20 protein-coding genes are annotated in these 26,336 nt (G+C 38.4%); 12 read left to right on the top strand and 8 right to left on the bottom strand.

Annotated elements, in window-relative coordinates; genetic code table 11:
- Window positions 1-14 precede the first annotated feature (14 nt).
- The 4 genes from EHQ70_RS11095 to EHQ70_RS11080 all read right to left on the bottom strand — a co-directional run bounded on the left by EHQ70_RS11095 (window position 15) and on the right by EHQ70_RS11080 (window position 6,543).
- A complete protein-coding gene (locus EHQ70_RS11095; RefSeq protein ID WP_135586381.1) occupies window positions 15-548 on the bottom strand; it encodes an NADPH-dependent FMN reductase in 534 nt (177 codons plus the stop codon).
- Window positions 549-551: 3 nt separating this feature from the next.
- Window positions 552-2,990: an LA_1737 family protein gene (locus EHQ70_RS11090; RefSeq protein WP_167481706.1), complete on the bottom strand. Its 2,439-nt coding sequence runs from the start codon at window positions 2,988-2,990 to the stop codon at window positions 552-554.
- A gap of 42 nt (window positions 2,991-3,032) precedes the next feature.
- Window positions 3,033-3,911, bottom strand: a complete 879-nt coding sequence (locus EHQ70_RS11085; RefSeq protein WP_135586379.1) for a hypothetical protein — start codon at window positions 3,909-3,911, stop codon at window positions 3,033-3,035.
- A 127-nt stretch (window positions 3,912-4,038) separates the two neighbouring features.
- Window positions 4,039-6,543 carry a methyl-accepting chemotaxis protein gene (locus EHQ70_RS11080; RefSeq protein WP_135586377.1) on the bottom strand — a complete coding sequence of 835 codons (2,505 nt, stop codon included), beginning with the start codon at window positions 6,541-6,543 and terminating at the stop codon, window positions 4,039-4,041.
- Window positions 6,544-7,258: 715 nt separating this feature from the next.
- Here EHQ70_RS11080 and EHQ70_RS11075 point away from each other — a divergent pair.
- Genes EHQ70_RS11075 through EHQ70_RS11065 form a run of 3 tightly spaced genes read left to right on the top strand, consistent with a single transcriptional unit; the run spans window position 7,259 to window position 11,629 of the window.
- A complete protein-coding gene (locus EHQ70_RS11075) occupies window positions 7,259-8,911 on the top strand; it encodes an FAD-binding dehydrogenase (RefSeq protein ID WP_135586375.1) in 1,653 nt (550 codons plus the stop codon).
- Window positions 8,908-10,671, top strand: coding sequence for a thiamine pyrophosphate-binding protein (locus tag EHQ70_RS11070; protein ID WP_135586373.1), 1,764 nt, complete (start codon window positions 8,908-8,910; stop codon window positions 10,669-10,671). Before EHQ70_RS11075 ends, EHQ70_RS11070 begins: the two co-directional genes overlap by 4 nt.
- A gap of 13 nt (window positions 10,672-10,684) precedes the next feature.
- Window positions 10,685-11,629: a tRNA dihydrouridine synthase gene (locus EHQ70_RS11065; RefSeq protein ID WP_135586370.1), complete on the top strand. Its 945-nt coding sequence runs from the start codon at window positions 10,685-10,687 to the stop codon at window positions 11,627-11,629.
- A gap of 40 nt (window positions 11,630-11,669) precedes the next feature.
- Here EHQ70_RS11065 and EHQ70_RS11060 read toward each other — a convergent pair whose 3' ends face one another.
- Window positions 11,670-12,464 (bottom strand): crotonase/enoyl-CoA hydratase family protein, encoded by a 795-nt coding sequence (locus tag EHQ70_RS11060; RefSeq protein ID WP_135586368.1) that lies wholly within the window; start codon window positions 12,462-12,464, stop codon window positions 11,670-11,672.
- Window positions 12,465-12,682: 218 nt separating this feature from the next.
- Here EHQ70_RS11060 and EHQ70_RS11055 point away from each other — a divergent pair, with 218 nt between their 5' ends.
- From EHQ70_RS11055 to EHQ70_RS11045, 3 genes are all read left to right on the top strand, one after another.
- A complete protein-coding gene (locus EHQ70_RS11055; protein ID WP_135586366.1) occupies window positions 12,683-13,171 on the top strand; it encodes a DUF2721 domain-containing protein in 489 nt (162 codons plus the stop codon).
- 595 nt (window positions 13,172-13,766) lie between these two features.
- Window positions 13,767-15,077, top strand: a complete 1,311-nt coding sequence (locus tag EHQ70_RS11050; RefSeq protein WP_135586364.1) for a 3-hydroxyacyl-CoA dehydrogenase NAD-binding domain-containing protein — start codon at window positions 13,767-13,769, stop codon at window positions 15,075-15,077.
- A gap of 13 nt (window positions 15,078-15,090) precedes the next feature.
- A complete protein-coding gene (locus tag EHQ70_RS11045; RefSeq protein WP_135586362.1) occupies window positions 15,091-16,356 on the top strand; it encodes an acetyl-CoA acetyltransferase in 1,266 nt (421 codons plus the stop codon).
- A 123-nt stretch (window positions 16,357-16,479) separates the two neighbouring features.
- Here EHQ70_RS11045 and EHQ70_RS11040 read toward each other — a convergent pair whose 3' ends face one another.
- Window positions 16,480-18,168: a methyl-accepting chemotaxis protein gene (locus EHQ70_RS11040; RefSeq protein WP_135586359.1), complete on the bottom strand. Its 1,689-nt coding sequence runs from the start codon at window positions 18,166-18,168 to the stop codon at window positions 16,480-16,482.
- Window positions 18,169-18,365: 197 nt separating this feature from the next.
- Between EHQ70_RS11040 and EHQ70_RS11035 the strand changes: the two genes are divergently transcribed.
- The 4 genes from EHQ70_RS11035 to EHQ70_RS11020 all read left to right on the top strand — a co-directional run bounded on the left by EHQ70_RS11035 (window position 18,366) and on the right by EHQ70_RS11020 (window position 23,529).
- Complete coding sequence (locus tag EHQ70_RS11035) at window positions 18,366-20,165, top strand: SpoIIE family protein phosphatase (RefSeq protein ID WP_135586357.1); 1,800 nt, start codon at window positions 18,366-18,368, stop codon at window positions 20,163-20,165.
- Window positions 20,166-20,243: 78 nt separating this feature from the next.
- Window positions 20,244-21,629, top strand: coding sequence for an MFS transporter (locus EHQ70_RS11030; protein WP_135586356.1), 1,386 nt, complete (start codon window positions 20,244-20,246; stop codon window positions 21,627-21,629).
- Between the two features lie 15 nt (window positions 21,630-21,644).
- On the top strand, window positions 21,645-23,213 hold the full coding sequence (locus tag EHQ70_RS11025) for an adenylate/guanylate cyclase domain-containing protein (protein ID WP_135586354.1): 1,569 nt from the start codon (window positions 21,645-21,647) through the stop codon (window positions 23,211-23,213).
- A 1-nt stretch (window position 23,214) separates the two neighbouring features.
- Window positions 23,215-23,529, top strand: coding sequence for a hypothetical protein (locus EHQ70_RS11020; protein ID WP_135586352.1), 315 nt, complete (start codon window positions 23,215-23,217; stop codon window positions 23,527-23,529).
- 20 nt (window positions 23,530-23,549) lie between these two features.
- Here the strand turns inward: EHQ70_RS11020 and EHQ70_RS11015 are convergent, their stop codons facing one another.
- Entirely contained in the window at window positions 23,550-24,035 is a 486-nt protein-coding gene (locus tag EHQ70_RS11015; protein WP_135586350.1) for a DUF4468 domain-containing protein, read from the bottom strand.
- 78 nt (window positions 24,036-24,113) lie between these two features.
- Between EHQ70_RS11015 and EHQ70_RS18760 the strand changes: the two genes are divergently transcribed.
- Together EHQ70_RS18760 and EHQ70_RS11005 are read left to right on the top strand one after the other, a co-directional pair.
- On the top strand, window positions 24,114-24,590 hold the full coding sequence (locus EHQ70_RS18760; RefSeq protein WP_425270031.1) for a hypothetical protein: 477 nt from the start codon (window positions 24,114-24,116) through the stop codon (window positions 24,588-24,590).
- Between the two features lie 22 nt (window positions 24,591-24,612).
- Window positions 24,613-25,314, top strand: a complete 702-nt coding sequence (locus EHQ70_RS11005; RefSeq protein WP_208729552.1) for a lysophospholipid acyltransferase family protein — start codon at window positions 24,613-24,615, stop codon at window positions 25,312-25,314.
- Window positions 25,315-25,430: 116 nt separating this feature from the next.
- Here the strand turns inward: EHQ70_RS11005 and dapF are convergent, their stop codons facing one another.
- Window positions 25,431-26,276, bottom strand: coding sequence for a diaminopimelate epimerase (gene dapF, locus EHQ70_RS11000; protein ID WP_208729551.1), 846 nt, complete (start codon window positions 26,274-26,276; stop codon window positions 25,431-25,433).
- Between the last annotated feature and the right edge of the window lie 60 nt (window positions 26,277-26,336).

Below are 26,336 nucleotides of genomic sequence, written 5' to 3'. Positions count from 1 at the left end.
AGTGATTAATGCACTTATAATGAATTTATGAATTGGGCCATTAGATTTCCAACGGATTGTTTTGTTGTTTCGTCTGTAATTTTTCCATCTACAGACACTTTCCCCTTAACCCCGGAAATTAAAAGATTAGTCTCTTCCGATAATTTTGCACCAATTGTTTTCAAAATCAAAAGTAAAGATTCGTGTGCTTTTTCTCCAACAGATGCTGCAGTGATTAACGCTACCGGTTTATCAGTAAACACAACAGAATAGACTGCCCATTCCAAAGCATTTTTCAATACACCAGGAATGCTAAATACATATTCTGGTGAACAGATAAGGATTCCGTCTGCACTTTGAATTTCTTTCAAAAAATCTTTTATAATCAATGGAGTTTCTTCCTCTGAAATTCCAGAAAGAAAAAAAGGGAAATTAACAATTCCATCATAAATATTGATTTCACATTCATTTGAAAAATTATCTTTTATGGTTTGTAAAATTTTTCTGTTATAAGAAGTAGAACTGATCCCGCCTGATATGGCAAGAATTGAAGGTTTGCGTATTTCCATTGTTTAAATTTTAATTCCTAAAATTTTCTTTGTTCCATCTGTCTCTTTTGTATAAGAAAAAAGCTTTAAGATCGAAAATTTTTCATATCCATTCTCTTCTGTTTGGTATTCCCAAAGCCAACCCCAAAGACTTCCTCTTTTTATGTATCCTCTTTCATTTTCTGTTTTCTCTTGGTACAAAGCACCTAACAATACATACGTCGAATATTGGTTATCAGATTTGGTTCTATTATGATAATAACCAAGACCAGCAATTAATAACTCCGTTTTCTCCTCTTCTGAATCGAAAAGATAATAAAGAAAAGGACCATACAACCTCGATTTTTCTTTTTCAGCATCTGCAGTTCTTATGATCGGGAAAAAATTATATATGGTTTTATAAGAACTGTCATCATATCCCAACCACAAGAAGGTTAACCTATTGAGTTTGGTTGGCTCTTTTTTAAAACTCCATACCAAATCGCGCATACTTCTAAACTGATAATTTGATTCTGTATTTTCGGATTCAATTAAATATAAAAAATTATAATAATGTCCGGTTCGATTCCATTCTAAATAATTCAAAAAACTAAAGGTTGTAAAACTATCAGAACTCCAGGAATTAAAAGACAGAGGGATTAATGAAAAACTAGTGTTTGTTTTATAAAAAGGAAAAATCAGAAGATGGGAAAGTTTTTCATTTGTTTCTATTTTCTCCACGGATTTTGATTTATTGTTTATAGATAGGTCGTTAGCCTTAGACCATTCCCAATCCATAAACCACAAAACATTTGTTCTTGTTTCATGATGATTATTTCTACGATAAAAGAAAGGTGTAATCCATAAAGTAGTCCCACTTCGTTTGTCTATGTTTTCCCAATTGTCATAGGAAATCCATAGAGGCCAAAACAAAAACTCAGAACGTTCTATTTTGGGTTGTTTCGTAGTATTGTGATAAGAGAATAATGTAAATGTACGAGTCGAACTCATCTCATTAGTCTCATACTTCTGATGGATATAAAAAGGAAGAACTCTATGCCCGGAATTTATATCAGAACGGTAAACATTTACAAGAGGCCAAAAATAAGATCTCTCTTTCCGATTGTTTTCTTTTACATCTTCAGTTAAGTATAAATTGAGTAAATAAACACGAAATTCGGAATCTTTATCTTTTTGTTTTCCATACAAAGGAAATAAGACTTTATATTCTAAATCATCCGATTGGTAACTAAACCAAATAGGGAAAAATGGCGGCAAAAGAACAACATTATCGTCCGAACTCTCATCCCATGTAAACCAAGCAAGTGGTAACAACCGAATATGTCTTTTGGAGTCGGCTCTTTCATAAGAAAAAACTCCAAATAACAAATTATAACCAATAAAACTATCGCTACTCTCTCGTTTGAATTCTCTTTTTTTAATTACTTGAGGGTCTTTTATTTCTGAAGGTTTTATTTTTTCCGTGACTAACTTTGAGTCCAAAACTTTAGTTCTTTGTGAGTAACCAACCAAATTATATAAAACTCCGAAATCAAAATCTACATAAACATTTCCATCGCTAGACGCCAAATTTACGTTTGCCGAATTTGTCTTTGTATACCATAACAAATTAATATGATAGTCTTCTTCTGAATCAGAATAATTGATATATAAAGGAAAAATTAAATCAAATTCCTTTCCTGGAGCTCGATAGTGCCCGAGAAATGGAAACCCAACGATCAACCGTTCATCCTTTACCTTATCATCAGAATAATAAATTGGCCCAAACCAATATTCATTAAAGTTAGATCGATTGTTTTGATAAAACAGTAACAAAGGAAGGAATAAATAGTTCTCTTTGGAATAATAAACTAAAGGGAATATTGAAAATTCATGAAGCCCTTTTTTATCATTTACTTCAAGATGTAATAAAGTAAGAAGTCTAGTATAATGGTTTTTATTTTCTCCAGCGGTTTCTCGGTTATGATAGTATAACAATGGTAAAATGGGAAAACCAAAACGACTTCGTACATCGTTTTTATTAGAAAAGAAAAAAGGAACTGTGGTTAAGTAAGAACTATTTGTGTCTTTTCCCCAAAAAATAAATGGATAAAAAGATTGATCCACTCCTTCCCTTTCTATCGTTGTATTGAGATTGAGTATTCGCTTGTATTCACGATTGTCGGATTTACTTTGAATATGGTAATAAAAGGGAAATATAGATTTTGTTTTTGCTTTTGGATAATCGTAATATCGATAGAATCCTAATGCACGAATCGAATGATGATTTGTCCAATTTTCTACGTCGTAAAAAATATTACTGGCAGTAAACTTAGCACTCCTTTCACTCCCATAAACTTTTGTTTCCTTTTCCGATTCTAAATCATACCAAGCTTTAGCATTCAATCCACAGGGAAGTGCAAAAAAAATAAAAACAAAAATGGATTGATAGAGAGCGATCAGAGTTCGTCTAAAAATGTCCATAGCTTTGAAGTGTCCTACGGACTCTTGTTTTTATGCAAGAAATTACTTGGTGGTTTTAGATTCTTCCTTCATTGGTAAATTGATTAACTTTTTTGTTTTTTTGGGGATATGTTCAATGATCTCTGCTGATTTAAGAATTTTTGAATTAGATTTACTGTTAACATATTTATAATTTATTTCAGACAAGAGAATCGGCTTACTCGAAGGATACATTTGACCAATTTGTTTTTTTCCATCCCTATCATAAAAAGGAATGACTGATTTGGAAATTGAGCGATAAGGAAGGTAGGTAGATACCTTGATTAACCGACCTTCTTTATCATATTGATAATCATTAAAACCTAATACAATTTCTTCCTTGGAAACTATGATTCCTTCCAATACATCTTCCGTAAATTCGTAAGTTCCTTTTCCCATGCCCAAGATAATCGCTGTCCCCGTAGAAGCAATGTATACAATTCCCAAAGCTGCAAAACTTACCACAGCTGAAGTTGCATAAACGGGCATATAAACTGGCGAATTATAGTTTGCCCTCCGAATATCATATTCTGTTCTAAGAGTTTGTCTAATTGAAAGATAGTTGGTAACATTGATAGCGTAATACACTGGATAATACAAATACTCTGTCGGACGTAAGTTCAGATCTTTGGAATCCACAAGTATAGCAATACTTCTGACAATTCGGTTATTTTCTTTATCACGAAGAATTCCGTAATAAATTTCACCTTGCGAACTAGGCCTTTTTATTGGCTCAGAGAGAATTGGCAAAAGGGATTCAGAAAATTCTAGTTTTTTGACAAACTCAGCAGGTAACAAAGAGTCGTTTAGGTTTTCTTTTGGGATATAGACTTTCTGCGTCGAACAGGAAAAAAAAGAAAGAAGCAAAACAAAGGTAAGGTGATTTGATAATATAAATTTCATTTAGTGATTTATTGAATACAAAAAGGAATGTTACGAGAAGAAACAATCAACTTTTTGTTTCACCATTCAAAAAGAAAGTAAATAGATCAGAAAAAAAATGGATCCCTTGTTTTTAGATTTCCCGATTCTAATATTTATAAGTTTCCACAACTGTTTGTAAATGTTCTCCCGTAACTTCAATGTCTTTGGCTGTCTCCAAAAGAACCAAAGAATTATCAGCAATCACCTGTGTTCCGGTAGCGATGGTTTCTATCGATTTAGAAATTTCCTCAACCGCTATTTTTTCCTGCGAAGCTGCATTTAGAATATGAAGGGAATTTTCATTAATTTTATGAACTGATTCTACAATACGATTGGTATCGGCAGTTTGTTTGTCTTGAGCAGAACTAACGAGTTTTGCGGTTTCTTGAATTTTTGAGATATTGTCCAGCAACTCTCTGAAACTATCTTCCGTATTCATCATAAGTCCAACACTAGTTTTGATTGCATTTTTGGTATCAGTGGTTAAGGATTGAATGTTCCTTGTGTTATGAGCAGTTTGTTCTGCAAGTTTTCCTATCTCTTGGGCAACAACAGCAAATCCTCTACCAAGATCCCCTGCCCTTGCCGCTTCAATCGCTGCATTGAGCGCCAGTAAGTTGGTTCGTTCCGATATTTCATTAATGATATTGACAACTTCATCAATGAGTTCCGCCTTTTGGTTGACTATATGAATGGAATCAGCTGTGTTTTTTGTGGTTAACATTCCATCATTGGCCTGTTTGTAAAATTCTTCTGTAAGATTTGTCATTCCAAACATTGCATTTGCAACATCTGCCATTGCAGTTTTAAAATCAGAAGTAACTTTTTCAATTTCCTTTAAGTGCTCAGCTTGTGTAGAGATATTTAAAAAAACATTTTCTACTGACGCTGCTAACTCTTCTGTAGCGGCAGAGGTTTGTTCTGTGGATGCTGCTTGATCCTGGGTGGTTGCAGAATAATTTCTAACTAAACTTGCCGCATCTTTTGATTTATTTGACAATTCACCAGAAACTTGCCTAAGGATAAAAACGATTTCAGTAATATTTAAAATAAAAACACCCATCCACTTTAGTAACCCACCTATTTCGTCATGAATTCCATAATCTAAGTTTTCTTTTAGTTCCCCTGAACCTCTTACAATTTGACTAATTATATTAGTACTATTTCGTATGACAGACATTATGCTTTGGATAATTAGATATTGCAGGACAATAAAAAAAACAAGAACTATCGAAGTAATAATTAGGATCGCAACTGCATATTTTTTTGCAAAATTTGCTCTTTCCGTAAATTTCTCGGATAGTTGCTTTGAGATGAGTTCATTTACGTTAAAAATTTGATCAATCAAATTGGTTGTAGCATCATAATACTCTATTGGCTTTAATGTTGGTATTTTTTCATTGATCACTCTATTTTGAATTAATTCACGTAAGGAAGGAAATTCAGCTTCTGCTTTTTCGTAAGTTTTAACTATAGTTTTACTATCTGGATTAAATTTACTGACAGAACTCATACTTACAGAAATAGATTCAAAATGATTCGAAACTGCACCGATGATTTCTTGAATTACTTTTTTCTCTGATAGATCTGCTTTTGCTCCTTTTACGATATGTGCCAGGCCTGTCCCACGAAGTTGACCAAGTTTTTCTGCTAAATAAGGTAGTTTTGTCAGAGACACATCAATCATAAAGTAAGTATCTTTGTCTGGATCTAAAAATAATCCTGATGATTCGCCCACCGTATTATTTACATTTAACATCGACTTAATCAAACGAACATGCTTTAGATAACTTTCCTTTGCTGTTAAACTCATGTTGATTTCTTTTAGATGATTCCAGTTTTTATGAATTTCATTTGATTCTTTATAAACTTGGAAATGATTTCCTTCTGTTTCATTTAAGTTTACAAAAGCTAAAAAAACAATATCTAGTTCGTTTTCAATTTTTACGGCTTCTTCTTTAGCTGATGAATCTCCATTCAAAAAACGAGCCATAAATCCTCGATGTTTTGCGGTGAGACGCATTAACTTGGCAAGGCTTAAATTATATTCTGATCCTTTCAGCCGATTCAATGCCCCTTCATATTCCTTTTTTTTGATTAAAATTAAATTACCTCCTAAAACCAACATAAGAATGGCCATCAGTCCAAACACGAACAGAAGCTTTGTTTTTATTTTAAATTTATAAATAATTTTTTTGGGATTCAAACTAAAACCAGACTGTAACCTCTTTGGATTTAAATAAAATTCTTCGGCTTCTTTAGTTTGATTTTCCGAAGTTGCTCTCATTACATACATATAACCCAAAGTATTTCCTTCGGTGTCGTAATAAGGAGTGATGGTTGTATTGGCCCAAAAATAATTTCCAGATTTTGTTTGGTTCTTTAAAAAACCATTCCAAGGTTCATTGGCACCAAGGGTTTTATGAATATTTCGATGGATTGATTCAGGAGTTTCTGAATGTTGTATTTTTTTAATAGAATGACCTAACAATTCACTCCTTTCAAACTCGCTCAATTGAACCAAATCATCGTTAACGGAGACAATATTACCGATTAGGTCTGTTTTAATGGATAAAGTGGTGTTTTGTGGGATTCTAACCTGAGAACTCATACCGATGCTCCAAACCAAATATTAAATCTAAAAAGAAATAAAAAGAGAACTTACGAATATGAAAATGTGTTAAAACAATCGAATAGTTACTCTTATCTCAGGGAAGTTGGAAATTCTTTTTTTGATGAACGAGAAAAAAAAGAGAAATTTCCTTACAACCTCCCCTCGACTAACAAGAAATTTTTTCTTCTATTGATTCACTTTTCCCTGAATTTTTATCCAAAAAATGCAATAATCCAAACCTGACAGATTTAACTTCCTCACCAACTACCAGAAATTTATTTCTTCTGAATTTGATCGGCAAACTTTCGCTAGGTAAATCAATTCCCCAAGAAATGATTCCGTAGATGTATCATAAATTCAGCTAACAATGATTAGCACAATTTTCTTATTTTTCAAAGAACTCCCAGAAAGAGGGTATGCCACAATACAAAAACAACATAATTAATGTTAAATTATAAACCAATACAACAACAATCTGGAACTATTCTTATAATAATTATAAAATTATATAAACAATGTTAGTTGTTGTATTAATTCCAATATTTGAATTCTCTCAATTTTAAAAAATTTGAGTCGCATTTGTTTATTTTAAAATAATACCATGTACATTGTGTTATCAATGTGTCACTGAGTTCTTATAATTTTAGATTCATTCGATAAACATGAACCATCATTTTTAAAATGATTCAAAAAAAGAGAAGGAGGATTTGTAGTGACCACAAAAAGAAATGATGTCATTATAATCGGAGCAGGTATCGCAGGTTTGGTGGCGGCATACGAATGTCTAAACCAAGGAAAATCTGTTTTAATTTTAGAAAGAAATACCGAGGAACATTTGGGTGGTCTCGCCAAATTATCATTTGGTGGAATGGCCCTCATTGGTACCCCGTTACAAAAACGTTTAGGTATCAAAGATACTCCCGAGATTGCTTTGGATGATTGGCATTCCTTTGCTGACTTTGGGGCACAGGATGTTTTTCCAAAGAAATGGGCCGAACAATATGTTCACGAAAGTCTTGGGCAAGTCTATCATTGGCTTGGGAGTTTGGGTTTACATTTTTTCCCAGTGGTCAATTGGGTAGAAAGAGGACAATACAAAAGAGGAAATTCCGTTCCTCGTTACCATGTTCTTTGGGGTACAGGATACCGTTTGGTAGAACGTTTCGTTGAATTATTAAAAAAACACAAACATAGTGCAAAACTAAATTATCGATTCGAACATAAAGTCACCGATTTAATCAAAGAAAATGGAAAGATCGTTGGTTGCGTCGCCGAACAAGAAAAAACGGGGAATCAAGATCTGACTTTTTATGCTGATCATGTTATGGTAGCAACAGGAGGTATCACTGGTTGTTTAAATAAGGTGCGGGAACATTGGCACAAACCTTGGGGAGAGGCACCAAAGGAAATGCTGAATGGTTCCCATCCTTTTGCAGACGGTTTAGTGCATGATGCTGTGGAGAGACATGGCGGAAACCTCACCCATTTGGACAAAATGTGGAACTATGCTGCAGGAATTCCCAATCCTAAACCAGAATTTGACGGACATGGACTCAGCCTAATCCCTTGTAAGTCCGCCTTGTGGCTTGACCATTCGGGGAGACGGATTGGGCCCGAGCCAATGATGACCGGTTTTGATACCAATGAACTTTGCCGTAGGATCTCTAGTTTAGAAAAACCTTATACTTGGCAACTTTTGAATTGGAGAATTGCAGCAAAAGAACTTGCTGTTTCCGGTTCCGAACACAATCCCATGATCCGAGACCGAAAACTCGTTTCTTTTCTAAGAGAGGTTTTACTCGGTAACCATCGCCTAGTCCGACAGTTACAAAAAGAAAGTGATCATTTTCTCGTAGCAAACAACTTACGCGAATTAGCTGAGAAAATGAATCACTTAAATGGTGATCATTCGATTGATTACGAAGTATTAAAACACGAAGTCACTCAGTTTGATGATGTGATTCGGCGTGGCAAAGGGCTTTGGAACGACGACCAGTTGAGAAGAATTCAACATGCTAGGTCATGGAGATCGGATCGCGTGAGAACCTGTGCCCCAAAACCCATTTTGGATCCCAGTGCAGGCCCACTCATTGCTATCAAACTAAGACTCATTACTCGTAAAAGTCTGGGAGGAATTCAAACCGATTTAGAAAGTCGCGTATTAGATCCGTTAGGTTCCCCTATCCCTGGACTTTATGCCATTGGTGAAGCCGCAGGATTTGGTGGCGGTGGTGCTAGCGGATTTAAATCTTTGGAAGGGACATTTTTATCCGGTTGTATCTTAACAGCAAGAGCAGCGGCAAAATCGGCGAACAATGGTGTTTCCTATAGTGAACAGAAAAAACAAGGGAGTCTAGTTAGATGAATAAAACAGGTGCATGGTTAGTTAGATATGCGTTAGAACAAATTGGGGTTCGTTATACTTTTGGAATCCCTGGAGTTCATAATACAGAAATTTATGATGAATTGAATAGTTCTGATTCGATTACACCAATGTTAGTTACTCATGAAGGTTGTGGTGCCTTTATGGCCGATGCCATCAGTCGCACAAGCAATTCGATCGGAACGATACTCATCGTGCCCGCAGCTGGTGTGACTCATGCGGCAAGTGGAATCGGAGAGGCTTTTTTAGATGGAGTTCCTATGTTAGTCATCGCTGGTGGAGTCCGAAGTGATTCCCAGTTCCAATACCAATTGCATGATATGGACCAACATACCTTACTCAAACCCATTACTAAAAAAACATTCAAAGTTGAGTCGCAAGAAGATGTAGTGGAGACTCTCTATGAAGCATATCAAATTGCTGTTAGTGGAGAACCAGGTCCGGTATTTGTAGAAATTCCAGTCAATATTCAACTTTACACAGGTTCTGTAGAAAACCTTCCCACTTACAAAGAGTATTGTAAGGCACAGATAGTAACACCTCCACCTTTTCCTTTTGCAAGTCTAGACGAGGCTGTGGAACTATTAATTCAGGCTAAGGCCCCTGGTTTGTTTTTGGGATGGGGGGCCGTTGACGCGACCACCTCCACTCTGGAAATTGCTGAATTGTTAGGTGCACCCGTAGCAACCACCTTACAGGGTTTAAGTGCATTTCCCGGGAACCATCCATTGCATTGTGGAATGAGTTTTGGTGCCGCAGCAGTTCCTGCCGCAACAAAAGCTTTTTCTGATTGTGATTGTTTGCTCGCAGTGGGTACTCGTTTTGCAGAAATTGCAACTGCCAGTTTTGGAGTGACTGTCCCAAAAAATCTAATTCATATTGATATCAATCCAAATGTGTTAAACGCCAATTATCCAGCCAAAGTAGGCATTACTGGTGATGCCAAATTGATACTACCAGAATTGCTAAAAAGACTCAAACTTAAATTAGAAGAAAATAAACAAAATAGAGAAGAACGAACTGAAAAACTCAAAGCGAATATTCTAAAAAATAAACAAGCTTATACAGAAGAGTGGTTCCAACATGATAGTCAGGACAGAGTCAATCCTGCGAGGTTTTTCAGTATTTTACGAACAACCTTACCCGATGATGGGTTTGTTGTTGTTGATGATGGAAACCATACATTTCTGACAGCAGAACTTATGCCGATTCATAAACCAAGGCATATGATTTCACCAACTGATTTTAATTGTATGGGTTATGCGGTGCCGGCAACGATCGCAACCAAACTGGCAAATCCTGATAAAGCTGTTGTGGGTATCATTGGTGACGGGGCATTTCTTATGACTTGTATGGAAATCATCACTGCCAGTAGAAACCAGATTGGAGCCATTTTTACTGTCTTCAATGATGGAGAGTTATCACAAATTGCACAGGCCCAACAAGTTCCTTACAATCGTAAAACTTGTACGGTTCTTGGAACCACACGTTTTGAAGGCATAGCTCTGGCAACGGGTGCCGAATACCTAAAGATTGAAACCAATGAGGAGATCCAAGAAAAGTTAGAAACTGCCTGGAATCTGACGAAACTAGGACATCCAGTGATTTTGGATGTTCATATTGATTATAGTAAAAAAACGCGGTTCACTCAAGGGATTGTCGGGACAAATCTCAAACGATTGCCATTTGCTGCAAAAATACGAATGATCAGCCGTGCACTGGTGAGAAAAGTGACCGGATAGGGTCATTTTTCTTTTGCGTATCTTACTTGCACCTATGGAAGGACTTCTCGATTACCGCTTACGCGATACACTAACACGCGTAGGTGGGTTTGATGAATGTGTCAGCGAATTCATTCGAGTAAACGATACCCTTCTCCCCTCTCACCGGTTTTACCGTTATGTTCCCGAGTTGTATGAAGATTGCAAAACTAAAGCAGGGGTTCCTGTGAAAGTACAACTTTTGGGTTCGGATCCCATTTGTATGGCAGAAAACGCAAGTAAGGTGGCGTCTCTTGGTGCCTATGGAATCGATATTAATTTTGGATGTCCTGCCCCTACTGTGAACAGAAACCGAGGAGGTGCCGCTCTCCTCAAAGAACCCGATCTAATGTTTGCGATTGTAAATGCGATTCGTAGGGCAGTGCCTAAAGAAATTCCCGTGACTGCTAAGATGCGACTGGGATATGATTCCGCCGAACCAGCGCTTGTTTGTGCAAAGGCTTTAGAAGACGGAGGAGCCGAAGAAATTGTAGTCCATGCAAGAACCAAAACAGACGGATACAAACCTCCTGCCTATTGGGATTGGATTACAAAAATTCGTTCTACAGTCAAAGTTCCCGTAGTTGCTAACGGAGAAATCTGGAATGTGGAAGATGCCAAAAGGTGTCTTGAAGTTTCTGGTTGCACAGACATTATGATTGGAAGAGGAGTTGTTGCCAACCCCGCACTTGCCTTGATGATTCAAGGAGAGAGAAACCAAAGCCTTACTTGGGAAGAAATGAAAGAAATTTTATTTCAGTATTGGCAAAGTTTAGAAGCCGATATGGAAGCAAAAAGTCGAGCCGGAAGAATCAAACAGTGGTTACACTATTTATCTCGTCAATATCCAGAAGCCGAAAAGGATTTTGAAACCGTTAAACGATTCACAAACCTGGATGCTTTTACAAAGTATCTGCACTCTCCCGTGACTGCGGGATAGAACTCATGCATAAAGAAACCCAACTAACAGTTGTTCGATCCTATCTACCTAAATAAATTGGCTCACGTCTCTCTAAAAAGGACTTCACGCCTTCTTTCCCATCTTCGGTTTGTAATAGTGCAATTGCGAGAGGACTGAGTTCTTCGATTGCCTGGTTTTCGCCTTCTTCCAAAGATTTTTTTGCATTCGCAATCACCGCTCTTACTGCTAAAGGAGCTTGTTTGGATATTTTTGAGGCCAACAACAATGCACGATCTAATAGTTCTTTTTTAGGAACTACCTCTTGGACAAGACCCATCCGAAAAGCTTCTTCCGTTCCAAAGTCATCTCCTGTCAGGAGATAACGCATAGAATTACCCCAACCTGCAGTCTTAATAAATCGAATGGTTGCTCCTCCAAAAGGGAGGATTCCTCTTTGCACTTCCATTTGTGCAAATCTAGTTTTCTCGGCAGCAATCACAATATCGGATGCTAACATAAGTTCAATGCCTAAGGTGAGACAAAATCCATGCACTGCCGTTACCAAAGGTTTGGTTCGTTTTCTATCGGAAAAACCAACACCGAAAGGATCAACGGATCCTTTTGGAAATTGTAACCTACCCTGTTCCAATAAAGCCTTACTCACTTCTTCGAGCTGGAGACCAAAGGTAAAATGTTTACCATTCGCATACAAAACAGCGCACCTGGAAGTTGGATCATTTTCATATTCTGTGAATGCATGACTCAGTTGCTGAATCATTTCCATATTTACTGCATTTCGTTCTTCCGGGCGATTGAAACAAATGAGAAATAAGTTTTCTCTTTTTTCGGTTGTTACCAATTGAGAATGATCCATGTAGAAACTCCTACCACCAAAAGTGAACCAAATGGTCTATTTTCATAAATCATCGAGTTTGTTTATTATTTGTCTAGCCCTTAAAAAAGGGGCTATGAAAAAATTACTTCCATAACCTCCCCACCGTTACCAAATTTTGACTTCAAAGCCGGCTCTTCGCGAATAAGCCATTCCATTTTTTCCTTTCAAAACGAACGATCCCCACTATGCTATTCCTTATGTTCGAATCATTTTCCAACTCTGAAATCCTTTCCGGTATGATCACCCCAGCAGTCCTTGTTTCCGCCTGCGCTAGTTTGATATTTTCCACAGCCAACAGGCTTGGACGTATTTTTGATCGCGTGAATCTTTTAAAATCAGAAGTGGAATTACTACTCGAAGGCAAAAGAGGATTTCAAAAAGAGCGAATGGTCTACCTCCGCCAACAACTTTCTGTCCAAAAAAAACGTGCAGTCCTCATCCAACGTTCCATGGCTTTTTTGTATTTGGCAACTTCCCTCTTTGTGATTTCAAGTCTGACACTTGCCATCACTCTTGCTTTTGCCAAAGACTATGCCTATATCCCTACTGTTGCAGCAATCACCGGTGGGATTTGTCTATTTTTGGCCAGTGCTCTTCTTTTTTATGAAAGTAGATACAATCTAACATTTATTAATCGACAGATTGAATTTACGGAATTTTTAGAAAGAGAAGTGCAAGAGAAATAAAAGTCAGAAAATCATTACCCGAAACAAAGCCCAAACGGAATTTTTGATTTTCCTTTTGGGCGCCTCGAATCCATCCGTTGATAAACACTAAATCTAAAACCGACCGCGTTATCCGCTCCAATCTTTCGCATGGCGAAAGGATTTCCGCTACTACCGCTGGCGCTAGGATTTGATTTTGAACCTTCTACAAATGATCACAAACAAAGCTCGTTTCTAATTTTTTCTGAACTCCCGGTTCTGCACCAGGGATCCGGAGGGCTTGGTCCGAGTAGGCTGTAAGCCTTACGAGGACGGGAGCGAACGCGCGGACCCCGGAGAGAGCCCGCCCGGGTGCCCTAAAGCGCCAACTATGAACTTTTCAAAAAGAAAAACGGGGATTTTAGGAAAGGGAATGCGGAAAACGGCGGGGCGTGATAGAGGAGAACCATTGGGTGGCGGGTCTAGTTCCCCACCCTCAAATCGGGCGGGGAAATTGTACCCACTCCACCACCCCCCAACGCCCCCATTTTGTAACAAATCTGACAAAAAAAAACGATTTTCCTGTCACCTTGGCTTTCTAGAACGGTAAGTAAAAATTAGATTCGGAAATTCCTTCATGAGAGAAATCAAAACTGTCACGATTTTAGGTGCCAACGGAGCCATGGGTTCTGGAAGTGCGGGCGTCATTGCTGCCTTCGGTGGTGCTAAAGTCCATATGCTCGCTAGAGATGTTGAAAAAGCAAAACAGGGTATCGAAGCCGCTGTCGCATCCGTAAAAACGGATACAATCCGCGCAAGAATGATCCCTGGTTCCTACGATGCGGATCTGGAAAAAGCTGTCGCAGAGTCAGATTGGGTTTTTGAACTCGTGGCGGAAAGTTACGAAGTTAAAGAACCGATCAACACTCGTATTGCAAAGGCTCGTCGTCCCGGAACCATCGTTTCCACTGTGTCTTCTGGACTTTCCATCGGTCGTTTGGCAAAAGCTTACGATGAAGATGGTCAAAAACACTATTACGGAACGCATTTTTTTAACCCTCCTTATAAAATGATCCTTTGTGAACTCGTAACTCACTCAGGAAATGATAAAAAAGTCACACAAGCGTTAGGTGAATATCTAGACAAAGTTCTAGGTCGTGCCGTTGTTTATACAAATGACACTCCTGCATTTGCTGGAAACCGCATCGGATTTCAGTTGATGAACGAAGTGGCTCACTTTGCAGAGAAGTATGCTGACAAAGGTGGAATTGCACTTATGGACGAAATCATGTCTGGTTACACAGGTCGTGCCATGGGCCCACTCGCCACAGCTGACTTCGTCGGACTTGATGTTCACAAAGCCATCGTAGACAATATCTACGACAACACAAAAGACGAAGCACACGAAACATTCAAACTTCCAGGTTACTTCCAAAAGTTAATCGATGCTGGTAAACTCGGTATGAAGTCTGGTGGTGGTCTCACTAAAGTTGTGAAACACGCTGACGGAAAACGTGAGAAGTTTGTTTACAATATCAAAACTGGTGAATACGATCCGTACCCAAAATTTGATATTCCTTTTATCAAAGAAGCTCGCCAAAAAATCAAAGACTCTGATTACAAAGGTGCAATGGAAGTAGTAAAAAAAGCTAGTGGCTTCGAAGCAGAAATCGCTCGTTACTTCATTTCACGTTACATCAGTTACTCACTCTCTCTCGTAGGAGAAGTGGTTGATACAAAAGAAAACACAGACGGCGCTATGGGTTTCGGTTTTAACTGGGTTCCTGCTTCTGCTTTCGTTGATTTCCTTGGTGGACCAAAAGAAACAATTAAGATGATGGAAGAGTCTAAAATACCAGTTCCAAAACTTTTAAAAGATGCAAAAGAAGGCAAAAAGTTCTACGAACTTGGCGACAAACTGGATGCAAGATCCCTATTCAAAGGTTAATTAGGAGTATCATATGAGTGAAAAAGTATTCGTATTAGGCGGAGAACAAACCGACTTCCAAAGAAACTGGACAAAAGAAGGAAAAACCTTTATGTCCATGATGCGTGAAGTATTAGATGATGCTCTTGAAAAAGTCGGCATCAGTTATGATGAAATCAAACGATTGAACAAAGAAAACCGTGTGGCTGTGTTTGTTGGTAACTTCGATGCAGAACAGTATGCCAACCAAGGTCACTTGGGTGCTTTTCTTACAGAAGTAAACCCAGCTCTTTTTGGAGTTCCTGGTGCTCGTTACGAAGCCGCTTGTGCTTCTGGTTCTGTTGCCCTTGATGCTGCCATCACACATATCCGTGCTGAAGATTACGATCTAGCGATTGTTCTTGGTGTGGAAGTAATGAAAACAGTTTCTTCTTCTGTGGGTGGTGACTTTCTTGGAACAGCTGCATACTACGATAAAGAAGCGAAGGGAGTTCAATTTCCTTTCCCTAAACTTTTCGGAAAACTAGCAGACGTAATCCTAGAACGTTACGAACTAAAAGAAGAACGTTTTATGGATGCTCTTGCTGAAATTTCTCGTATCAACTACGCAAACGCAAAACGTAACCCGAAAGCACAAACTCGTACATGGTTCATGAACAAAGAACATGCAATGGCTCGCGGTGGAGATAACAATATGGCTGTGGGTGGAAGACTTTGTATCACTGACTGTTCCCAAGTAACAGATGGTGCTGCTGTCACAATCCTTGCATCCAAAGATTATACGAAAGAATACGCTAAAAAAACTGGCCGCAAAGTAGATGACATCCCTCGAGTGAAAGGATGGGGTCACCGCGTAGCACCAATTACTTTTGAAGCAAAAAAACAAGAATCCGTTGGGGACAAATACATCCTTCCATGGACTCGCCAAACAGTAAAAGATGCTTACAAACGTGCTGACTTAGATGTAAAAAACATTGATGTGTTTGAAACACATGACTGTTTTACTTCTTCTGAATACGCTGCGATTTCTGCATTTGGAATCTCAGAACCAGGAAAAGAACACATCGCAATCGAAGAAGGAACGATTGACTTTGGTGGTAAAAAACCAATCAATCCATCTGGTGGACTCATTGGTGTGGGTCACCCGGTTGGTGCTTCTGGGGTTCGTATGATGCTCGACCTCTACAAACAAGTCACAAACACAGCTGGTGATTACCAAGTAAAAGGTGCTAAAAATGGCCTTATGCTCAACATCGGTGGATCTGCGACTACGAACTTCGTGTTCATCTTAGGAAAGTAAAACAAATTCAAAGAGGAGTCGGTTTGATCCCGATTCCTCTTTTTCAAATCCTTCATTTGGTTCCTTACGCGAACCAAAAATATCTTAACAACATTTAACTTCTAGTTCAATCTTCTATATTCTTTAAAACTGAAATCGAAATGCCACAGAGTCCAATCGATCTGCTACTTGTACCAAATTGGAAATGGATCCTTCAATAGCAGCAATGGTTTGTTTTTGTTCATTGGCGGCAGCTGACAACTCTTCAACGATAGAAGAAGTATGAACCAGTTGGGTTTGGATTTTTTCAATATTTCCTAAAACACTACCCGACATTGACTCTGTCCCTTCTGTGGAACCATGAATTTTTTCTGCACTGACTTTGGTTTCTTCTGCGTTCTTTAAAATTTTATCCATTTCTATTTGAACGGTTTCAAACTCTAAGGATCCGACTTCTACTTCGTTCAGTCCGTCTTGGATATCAGTCACTGTTTGTAAAATTTTGGATGTCAACTCGGCGATAAAAGCAGAAATTTCTTTTACAGATTTGTTCGACTGTTCTGCGAGTTTCCCCACTTCACCAGCAACCACGGCAAAACCTTTTCCTGCTTCACCTGCCCTTGCTGATTCGATGGATGCGTTTAAGGATAGTAAGTTGGTTTTTTCAGAAATGGCGGCAATAGTTTCTGTAATTTTTCGAATGACCTTTGTTTTTTCACCCAAATCTTTGATGGTTTCCGAAGTTTTGATAATTTGTTTTTTGGCTTTATTGAACTGAGTTATGGCTTTGTCAGAACGTTCCTTACCCAAAATGGAAAACTCATAGGCTTCTGTTGATTCCACCTGAACTGTATTGGACTCCGATCGTATACTACCAATTAGGTGGTTTAAAGAATCCATTTGATGAAAGATACTTTCGGAACTCTCCCGAGTGATATTACTAGAATCGGCAAGAGTAAACATAGCATTCGAAAGTTCTTGAAAAGCAACGTGGATATGTTCTACAGCATGGGTCAGTCCAGAGATTTGCGATTTTACAATTTCGGCATTCCCAATGAGTTGAGAAATCATCCCCCGAAATTCTACCTGCGTTTTTCGAATCAAATTAAGTAAATCCGAATATTCTCCAACATTTTCCATATCCACATCAAATTTGAGTTTTCCCCGATTCAAATTCTCTAAATATTCTTTTGCCCTTAAATACGACTGAGAATTTCTTGCGACCTTCCGATAACCGAATCCCGCTACAAGGAAAAAGATGGCAAAACCAATTCCGAGATACAAAGGATCACTCAAATATGGAAAATTTAAATTTGATTTTTGAGAAAACAAAACGAGCAAAAATCCACTAACAATAGTTTGTATCAAAAATGTTGTCCGGGTAGACATTCCCGCCAAAATTCCTATCTTCTCTGGTTTCCATTTTCCAGAATTGATTTTGTTATAAAGACTTTCAGCCGCGCGAATTTGTTCTCTAGTGGCCTTGGTTCGTACTGACATATAACCCACATGTTTTCCGTCTTCGTAAATGGGAGAAACATTGGCATCGACCCAATAAAAATCACCAGACTTTGCTCGATTTTTGACGACACCCACCCAAGAGTTTTCGGCCTTGATGGTGTCCCACAAATCTTGGAAAGCTAACTTAGGCATATCGGGATGACGGATGAGATTGTGTGGTTCACCGAGGAGTTCCTCTTCCGAATATCCACTGACACGTAAAAAATCTGCATTCACATAAGTGATGATTCCTTTTAAATCTGTTTTGGAAGTGATCTTTGTTCCTTCAGAGAACTCGATTTCTTGGTCAGTTACGGGCAGATTCTTGCGCATAGATTCGTTATAACAAAGGTCTAGAATCATCCAAGAACAAATTAGAATATTTCCAAAACTAACTTTAAGTAAGGAATTATGATTTCTCAAGTTGGGAGTGGGACTTGGCTTGACATTCTAATTTTTTTGTCATAAGTTCTCTCGGGACTAAGAGCTAAACTACGGAAATTCCGATATTGGTTAGATCAGGTGAATACGTGAAACGAGAAACTCTATTCTGGGATCTAACCCTAAAACTCGAAGCGTTCACTCATACGGTTCCTGTGCCCTTCGCAGTCTATTATGCCATCATCACACAAAAAATGGAACCGGCACATTGGCGAATCTTCATTGCCCTTTGTGTAGTGTTCGCCACAGGAATCGGTCTCCTAGGAACTTTTGTCCGCCAACTTTTACTCAAATACGTATATGCTAAAATTGAAAGGATTTCCATTCCAAAACCTGGAGTGCCTTTGTCAAAAGAAGAATTCGAATATGCTAAATCGGTTAAAATCCTTCTTTTTCGATACCCATTATTAGAAGCCATCATCATTGTAATACGTTGGTTATCTGGTGTAATTCCGATTAGTCTTTTGTTTTTCCATTTAGTGGCTTATATGCCTTCAGTTGCTCGCTCTGCCATTTTTACCTTTGTCATGATTGCACCCATTTCCTTTGTAACTTATTATTTTATTTCCGAAAGTTGTATTCGTCGTTTGTTTGATCTTCCACAAATCAAAAATATAGAACTCCAAGAAAGGGACATTCCCAAGTTCAATTATTTCTCAAGGATTCTCGTCGCCTTTTTTAGTCTGGCGGCTCTTCCATTTGTTATTTTTTCTTATATTTTATATTCATTAGCAATGGGTGAAATTGCTGTTACAGATCCAATGATCCCCATTGTCACTGTTTCCTTTATTTTTATCGTTCCTCTCATCGTATGTTCTTATGTGGTTGCCAGATCAGTAAATGAGGGTCTAAACGAAACAAGTAGATCTTTAGGAGAATTATCCAAAGGAAATTTTGATGTAGTGGTCACTCCCAAATCCAGTGATGATTTCGCCAAACAAGCATTTTATCTTAATTCTGTGATTACGAAACTAAAAGAGATGTATGAAGAAATCACAAATCTCAACGAAGGATTAGAGGAAAAAGTTACTCTAAGAACCAACGAACTCAACCAATCCTTACAAGACATTAGCAAACTTAAAATTCAACAAGATGGAGATTACTTTCTCACCTATCAGTTATTAAGCCCTCTGGCAATCAACGATGTGGTTTCAAACCAATTAGAAGTGGATCATCTTGTTCGACAAAAAAAAGTTTTTGAATATAAAGACGTAAGATATGATATAGGGGGAGATATCAATATCTCTCATTCCATTGTTTTACAAAAACGAAAGTTTTTACTTTTTGCCAATGCAGACGCCATGGGAAAGTCAATGCAAGGGGCTGGTGGTGCCCTAGTATTTGGGGCCGTATTCCAATCGATTGTCCAAAGAACAAAAACAAATCCAGGGTATGAACAAACTGGACCAGAAGACTGGTTAAAATCCAGCCTACAAGAAATGCATCAGATCTTCGAAGCCTTTGATGGAACGATGCTTGTTTCACTAACGATGGGCCTAATCGAAGAAGATACAGGAAAATTATACTTTTTGAATGCAGAACACCCACCCATTGTTTTGTATAGAAAGGAAAAAGCTGAATACCTCCAAGCAGAGGTTTCTTACAGAAAACTAGGTACCTTAGGCGCGACACCCATCCAAAACATAATGAAATTCCAATTGGAATCGGAAGATGTGCTCATCGTTGGCTCCGATGGAAAAGACGACTTACTCCATTTAGATGACACTGGCAAATGGGAAATCAACTCGGATGAACAAATGTTTCTGAATCTTGTTGAATCCACAAAAGGCAATTTACTCGCCATTACCAAACAAATTGAATCCTTAGGGCAAGTCATCGATGATATTTCTTTGATCAGAATCCACTACGCGCCCAAATTACCTTCCTGACTTAATTTGATTTTATTTAGAACGTAAATTTCTGATTCCAGATTCATACTTCCCACCGTCCAATACATGAGTCAGCGAATGAACCAAACAAAATTAAAACTGCCCATAAAAATGGGATATGGATTCGCAGAAACCGGCATAACAGCCGTTCAACTATTCAATCAAATTTACTTACTCAAATACTATACCGAAATCGTTGGATTGAACTCAAGTTTAGCAGGGATTGCCCTTTCCATCTCCGTGATTTGGGATGCGGTGAGCGATCCTCTTATGGGAAGAATCTCCGACCACACCCATACAAAATGGGGACGAAGAAGGCCATACATTCTCCTTGGTGGGGTTTTACTTTCTTTAGCTGTTTTACTCCTGTTCTCACCTCCACACCTAACTACCCAACTGGGCAAATTTTCTTATCTCTTGTCTGTTTATCTTTTTGTAAACACAGCCATGACCATCATCTCTGTTCCTCACATTGCACTCGGAGGAGAACTTAGTTTTGAACGTAACGAAAGGACGTCCATTTTTGGATGGAGGTTATTTTTTAGTAATATAGGAATGCTCGTTGGAATGATAGTTCCCGCAGCCATATTGCAATCCTTAGGTGATGAATCCGCAAAAAACAATATCATCACTTCTCGCACTGTGGCAGGTGAAATTGTTTCCTTAGTCATTTTAGGATCATCCATCATCACCTTTTTGGTAACCAAAGGAAAAGATATATCTAGTCCTAAATCAGAACATAAAATCTCTTTTGTAACTTCATTTACATCCGTATTAAAAAACAAAATGTTCCTTATTCTACTTTTCGCTTTTATCATTGCAACGATAGGAAGGACATTCAATTCGAGCATTGCACTTTACTACTACGAATACAGGTTAGGTCTTAAAGAATCACTTGTTGTCATCAACATCCTCTTACCGTTTTTTTTAGTCCTTCTCCTTTCGATTGGATTTTGGGTTTGGATCGCTAAAAAAATTGGCAAAAAAATTCCAGCCTTTCTCGGCGTTTTTGGGCTTGGTGTTCTGACTGTGATTGTCTATCCGCTTTTCCCTTATGGGGAACTTCGACCTCCTCTCATCGCTGCTTTTGTAGGTGGGATCTGTGCCGGTTCCATTCTCATTATGGATTCTATCCTGACAGATGTTGTGGACTACGATGAATTCAAAACTGGTGAAAAACGAGAAGGTTTGTATTTTGGAATTTGGAAGATGGGTGTTAAATTTTCCCAAGCCTTTGGGATTGCCATCACTGGTTTTTTATTGGATAGTATTGGATTTCAGAATGGTGCACCAACACAATCTCCTGAGGTGGGATTTCGTCTTGCCATGATTTTTGGTCCAGGTGTTGGATTCTTTTTTATCTTAGGATCTTTCCTCTTTCTATTTTTTCCCTTAACCGATCAAAAACATATCAAAATCCAAAGAATCTTATTGAAACGAAACACAAAGAGATCCAATCTCTAAGGAAGAATTATTTATATGAAACCAGGCCGCAGAGTTCAATTCATTGCTTTTTTATTAATTTACTTCATTGTTCCATTCTGTGCTTGTTTGTTCACATTGATTTTTGCGAACTATACTGCTTCGGCATTTTTACCAAGTAAGTTCCTCGCTTTATTCGAAGCCACACAAGTCACAAAAGACTTAACCTTATCTATTTTCACTTGGGCTCCCTTTCCCATTATCACCCTTATTTTGTTTGTTTACAGTCTCCCGATTGCTAAGTTTCTTTTTTCCACTAACGATTGTAACTTTATATCTGAGGAAAGAGCTCGTCACCGAATTGTTCACTCCCCACTTACGATTAGTTTGTTAGGATTTATTGGTTGGGAAATTTCTAATTTTTTAAGTGTTTGTCGTATCGATGCACTTTTCCCAGAGGCTCCTCACCAAAGCATTGTTACTGTTTCTATCCTATTTGGATTCTGGGGTTTATTTGCTTTTGCTTTTTCTTATGCCACAACTACTTATTTAAACAAACTTCTGATCATTCCTTGTGTATTCCCTGAAGGGGGTCTAGGGAAGTATGCTCATGGAAAACAATTTTCCATCGTCACAAAACAATTTATCTTTTGGGCTGCATCTACACTTTTTCCAATTGTCCTCCTCATCTTTGGGATTTTACTTCGAACTGGCCAAAACATTTTTAATCTTCATGAACTGGTTCACAATGATGTTCTATTTGAAGTCATTGCCATCATGTTATTTTTCTCATTTGCTTTTGCGATGTCCTTTGCATCTAGTTTACAACATCCACTCAACCAAATTGAAAAAGCAACTCAACTCATCAAAGAACAAAAGTTTGATACTCGTGTAAAAATATTTAGTTCAGATGAATTAGGTTTACTTGGTGATGCTGTAAATGAAATGGCAGAAGGTCTTGCCGAAAGAGAAAGAATCAAAGATACCTTTGGACGAATTGTGGATCCAAGAGTCAGGGATTATTTACTATCCAATGAACATAGTCTAGGTGGAAAGGTTGTTGATGCTTCAATTTTATTTTCTGACCTAAGAGATTTCACAAAACTTTCAGAAAAAAGAAAACCAGAAGAAGTATTATACATCTTGAACCGTTATTTCCAAGAAATGAGTAATGCAATTGAAATGCATGGTGGGTTTATCAACAAATTCATTGGTGATGCCATCCTTGCTGTATTTGGTACTCCTATGCCTATGACAGACCACGCCGAACGTGCGTTTGCAACGGCTCTCCAAATGCAAAAAAACCTAGATTCCCTCAATGCTCAGTTTTTATCAGAAGGACTTACCGAGCTAAAGATGGGAATTGGAATTCATACAGGTAGTTTACTTGTCGGAAATATTGGTTCTGCAAACCGGATGGAATTTACAGTCATTGGCGATACAGTCAACACAGCTTCACGTGTGGAAGGACTCTGTAAAGGGCTAAAGAAAAACCTACTTCTCACTGAAAACACATCGGTTCTTTTACCAGAAACAATCAGATCCAAACTCCAATCCGAAGGAGAATATGAATTGAAAGGAAGAGAAACCAAAGAAGTCATTTATTCCTATTCTTTAGGGGAATAAAATGGTTGAACCAGATCCAAAAATACTCCAAAATGGAAACGGAATGAAATTTATCCTTGGTATCTTAGTTTTCAGTTCCTTCTTTGTTTCGTGTAACGAGGTCAAGTTGGTCAGTCCCCAAGACATTTTGGATCTTTTAGAAGGTGATGGGACTCAAGGTGGGTATTCTTCTTCTGATTCTTCCGGTTCTTCATCCAACTCATCCACTAACAATGGTTCGAACAATTTAAACCACTACGGACTCACAGACAGAGCTACAGGAACAAATACTTACGGTTCCACGGGTTCCACTGTAGGAAACCCGCTCGGTTATTAATCTTTTTCGATTAATTTTTCTTATTTGATAAATTCAAAAAAATCATCCATCAGAGGTCTGAAACAAGACCTGATTGTAATTTTTGCAACCTTTTCGTTTTTCGGCCCATAATTCAAAATGATATCGTTAGGATCTCGAATAAAGGAAAAGATTTTATTCACTTGGAAGTCAGCATGACCATCTCGAATTTTGATCACGTATTCGAATTCATGTTCATTGGCATCCACTTCCCCAATTCCATAGGGAACGTAACATTTAATCAGCCCAATCCCTCGAAGGTCACCCGTTTCTTGGTTTTCAAATTCAACTTTGGACAACTCTGGATCTAATTTATATTCCAACCATTGTTTTGCTTTTAGAAAGCTTCGAGTTTTTTGATAGGTTTTATGGTCTCTAGAGTCTTCTGTCGTTCGGTATTTCGAAGAAACAGTCCAAAGTTTCAAACACATAGAGTTTTGAAAGAAAAGGAAAAATGCAGATAAAAGGATGATTCGTTTTGCCATCATTTCTATGCTTCTCTCTCGTCACTCGGTTCGCAAAACAAATCTTCGCAAAGATGGAAAATTTTCTCCTTATTCGGGAGTATGGGAAAACGTACAACATTCGGGGGCAATAAGGATGTGTTCTGGTTTGTTTTTTTGATCTTATGTCTCTTGGACTCGATTCTATCTCTCACTTTATTATTTTCGGAACTGCCCTCCCCCATTCTGGAGTGCCCAAATAAAAATTGGATTGAATTTGTTGGGGCATCACTTTCAATCTTGATCATGCCCGATTTTGATCGTATTGATCTTATGAATTATGCCATGTACGGAAATGATTTTGATCCCCAATGGGATGAGATCCGTGCATTTTTAAAAACGAATGTATCTGCCCAAAAAGAGCTGGAAGAGATAAAAAGAACCGTACCAAGCCCGCATTTAGGAAAAAAGCGTAGAGAAAACTCGATGGTAAATGATCCCAGAGAGTCCAATGGAGGCAATGGGATGGAAAACGAACCACGCATTCAGACTTCAGACCCATCCGCCAAATCTTGGTGGCAAAAGATCTTAGGAGAATGAAATGGAAAACACCGTAGACCAAATCAAAAAGAATGTTGAGAACATCAAAAAGTTTGTCACTCCGTTCTTTAATTTGGCGGTAAACACAACTGTCTACGGTTACCACAACATTGTACCCAATGGCAAACTCATCCTCACTTGTAATCATAGAAGTGATATGGATCCGTTTGTGATTGGTTCCGTGTTTCCCCGGTTTATTTCCTGGATCGCTGCGGAGTATACCACTCGCATTCCCCTTTTCAAAGACTTAGTAGAAAAAACGGGAACCATTCCTATGGCCATCGATGGCAATATCTCCATGGCCAGTATCAAAAAGGTACAACAAGTCTTCAAAAACGGAGACGTGCTTGGAATCTTTCCAGAAGGCCATGACTACATGGTGCAAAACGATTTTTCTGCCCCACTTGCCAACTTTCATTCTGGATTTGCTGCCTTTAGCCTTCGAAACAAAGTGGATATCTTACCCACTGTCATCATTCCAGACGAAGAAACGGTTACGGATTATCCTATCCCACCATTGGTACGTGCCTTTATGGGAATGCCCAAAGAAGTTTGTGATATCAAACGCAGAGTGGTTTACAAAAAAATCAATGTAGTTTTCGGAGAAGTGATCAAATACGAGAACTACGCCCACCTACCGCTTGACAAGGGTATGGTGGAGGTTTCCAACGAAACCAAACGCAGAATGGGTGAATTACAAAAAGTAGATTATTTAAAAAAGTAATCTACTGTCGGTTCGACTGCCCGAAATTAAAACTTAAATCGGACAGTCTTTGTTTGGTCAAAAAAGGATCCACAGACTTTTGGTCCGATGGATTACAGCAAAGTCTCTCTTTCTATCTAAACTTCTACCTCTCCAGAAAACACTTCCTTCGCAGGTCCTGTCATCATCACAGATCCATTTTCTTTCCATTCGACATGGAGAGTTCCGCCGCGTAGATCAATCTGCACAGACCGTCCCGTTTTTCCATTTAATATTGAGGCGACAGTCACGGCACAAGCACCAGTTCCACAAGCTAAAGTTTCTCCTGTTCCTCGTTCCCAAGTCCTTTGGTAAAGATGGTCTTTTCCACGAACGGATACAAATTCCACATTTACCCTTCTTGGAAATAATGGATGGTTTTCAATGAGTGGCCCAATTTCCCGAACCGGGAAGGCATCGGCATCATCCACATAAATTACACAATGTGGATTTCCCATACTAACAGCCGTAAAATGATATTGTTTACCTTGGACTTCAATCACTTGGTTGATGACTGGTTCGTCCCCTTTCCATACGATAGGAACAAGGGATGGTTTGAGGATGGGGTCTCCCATATCCACAGTCACCATTTCTACTTTGCCATTGTTTCCAGTTTTTAAGTCGAGGGTGAGGACTCCCTTTCCAGTTTCAATGGTTGGTTTTTGGTTTTTAGTAAGGCCGTGGTCAAAAACAAATTTTCCCACACAACGGACTCCATTCCCGCACATCTCTGAAGAACTTCCATCAGAGTTGTACATGTCCATTTGGAATTCACCGGTATTCGAATTACGGATAAAAATCACCCCATCTCCACCAATTCCAAAATTGCGGTCGGATAATTTTTGGATTTGTTCAGGACTCAGGCGAATATCGTTTTTAGTAGCATCGATATACACGTAGTCATTTCCAATTCCTTCCATTTTGGTGAAGTTAATTTTCATCAGTTCCTCTCTTATCTCACCCCATGTTTTTTTTGCCATGGATGTTGGCAAGTCGGATCAAGG

The organism is Leptospira congkakensis (assembly GCF_004770265.1).
In the GTDB taxonomy this organism is placed as follows: Bacteria; Spirochaetota; Leptospiria; order Leptospirales; family Leptospiraceae; genus Leptospira_A; species Leptospira_A congkakensis.
Note: the sequence above shows the minus strand (reverse complement) of the source record. Positions and strands in the feature narration are given on the sequence as shown.

Excerpts from the sequence above, each read along its gene's own strand:
- EHQ70_RS11015 (WP_135586350.1), bottom strand. The coding sequence starts at position 24,035 with ATGATGGCAAAACGAATCATCCTTTTATCTGCATTTTTCCTTTTCTTT.
- EHQ70_RS11060 (WP_135586368.1), bottom strand. The coding sequence starts at position 12,464 with ATGGATCATTCTCAATTGGTAACAACCGAAAAAAGAGAAAACTTATTT.
- EHQ70_RS11090 (WP_167481706.1), bottom strand. The coding sequence starts at position 2,990 with ATGGACATTTTTAGACGAACTCTGATCGCTCTCTATCAATCCATTTTT.
- EHQ70_RS11085 (WP_135586379.1), bottom strand. The coding sequence starts at position 3,911 with ATGAAATTTATATTATCAAATCACCTTACCTTTGTTTTGCTTCTTTCT.
- EHQ70_RS11045 (WP_135586362.1), top strand. The coding sequence starts at position 15,091 with ATGAGTGAAAAAGTATTCGTATTAGGCGGAGAACAAACCGACTTCCAA.
- EHQ70_RS18760 (WP_425270031.1), top strand. The coding sequence starts at position 24,114 with ATGGGAAAACGTACAACATTCGGGGGCAATAAGGATGTGTTCTGGTTT.
- EHQ70_RS11025 (WP_135586354.1), top strand. The coding sequence starts at position 21,645 with ATGAAACCAGGCCGCAGAGTTCAATTCATTGCTTTTTTATTAATTTAC.
- EHQ70_RS11070 (WP_135586373.1), top strand. The coding sequence starts at position 8,908 with ATGAATAAAACAGGTGCATGGTTAGTTAGATATGCGTTAGAACAAATT.
- EHQ70_RS11095 (WP_135586381.1), bottom strand. The coding sequence starts at position 548 with ATGGAAATACGCAAACCTTCAATTCTTGCCATATCAGGCGGGATCAGT.
- EHQ70_RS11055 (WP_135586366.1), top strand. The coding sequence starts at position 12,683 with ATGTTCGAATCATTTTCCAACTCTGAAATCCTTTCCGGTATGATCACC.
- EHQ70_RS11040 (WP_135586359.1), bottom strand. The coding sequence starts at position 18,168 with ATGCGCAAGAATCTGCCCGTAACTGACCAAGAAATCGAGTTCTCTGAA.
- EHQ70_RS11020 (WP_135586352.1), top strand. The coding sequence starts at position 23,215 with ATGGTTGAACCAGATCCAAAAATACTCCAAAATGGAAACGGAATGAAA.
- EHQ70_RS11080 (WP_135586377.1), bottom strand. The coding sequence starts at position 6,543 with ATGAGTTCTCAGGTTAGAATCCCACAAAACACCACTTTATCCATTAAA.
- EHQ70_RS11050 (WP_135586364.1), top strand. The coding sequence starts at position 13,767 with ATGAGAGAAATCAAAACTGTCACGATTTTAGGTGCCAACGGAGCCATG.
- EHQ70_RS11030 (WP_135586356.1), top strand. The coding sequence starts at position 20,244 with ATGAACCAAACAAAATTAAAACTGCCCATAAAAATGGGATATGGATTC.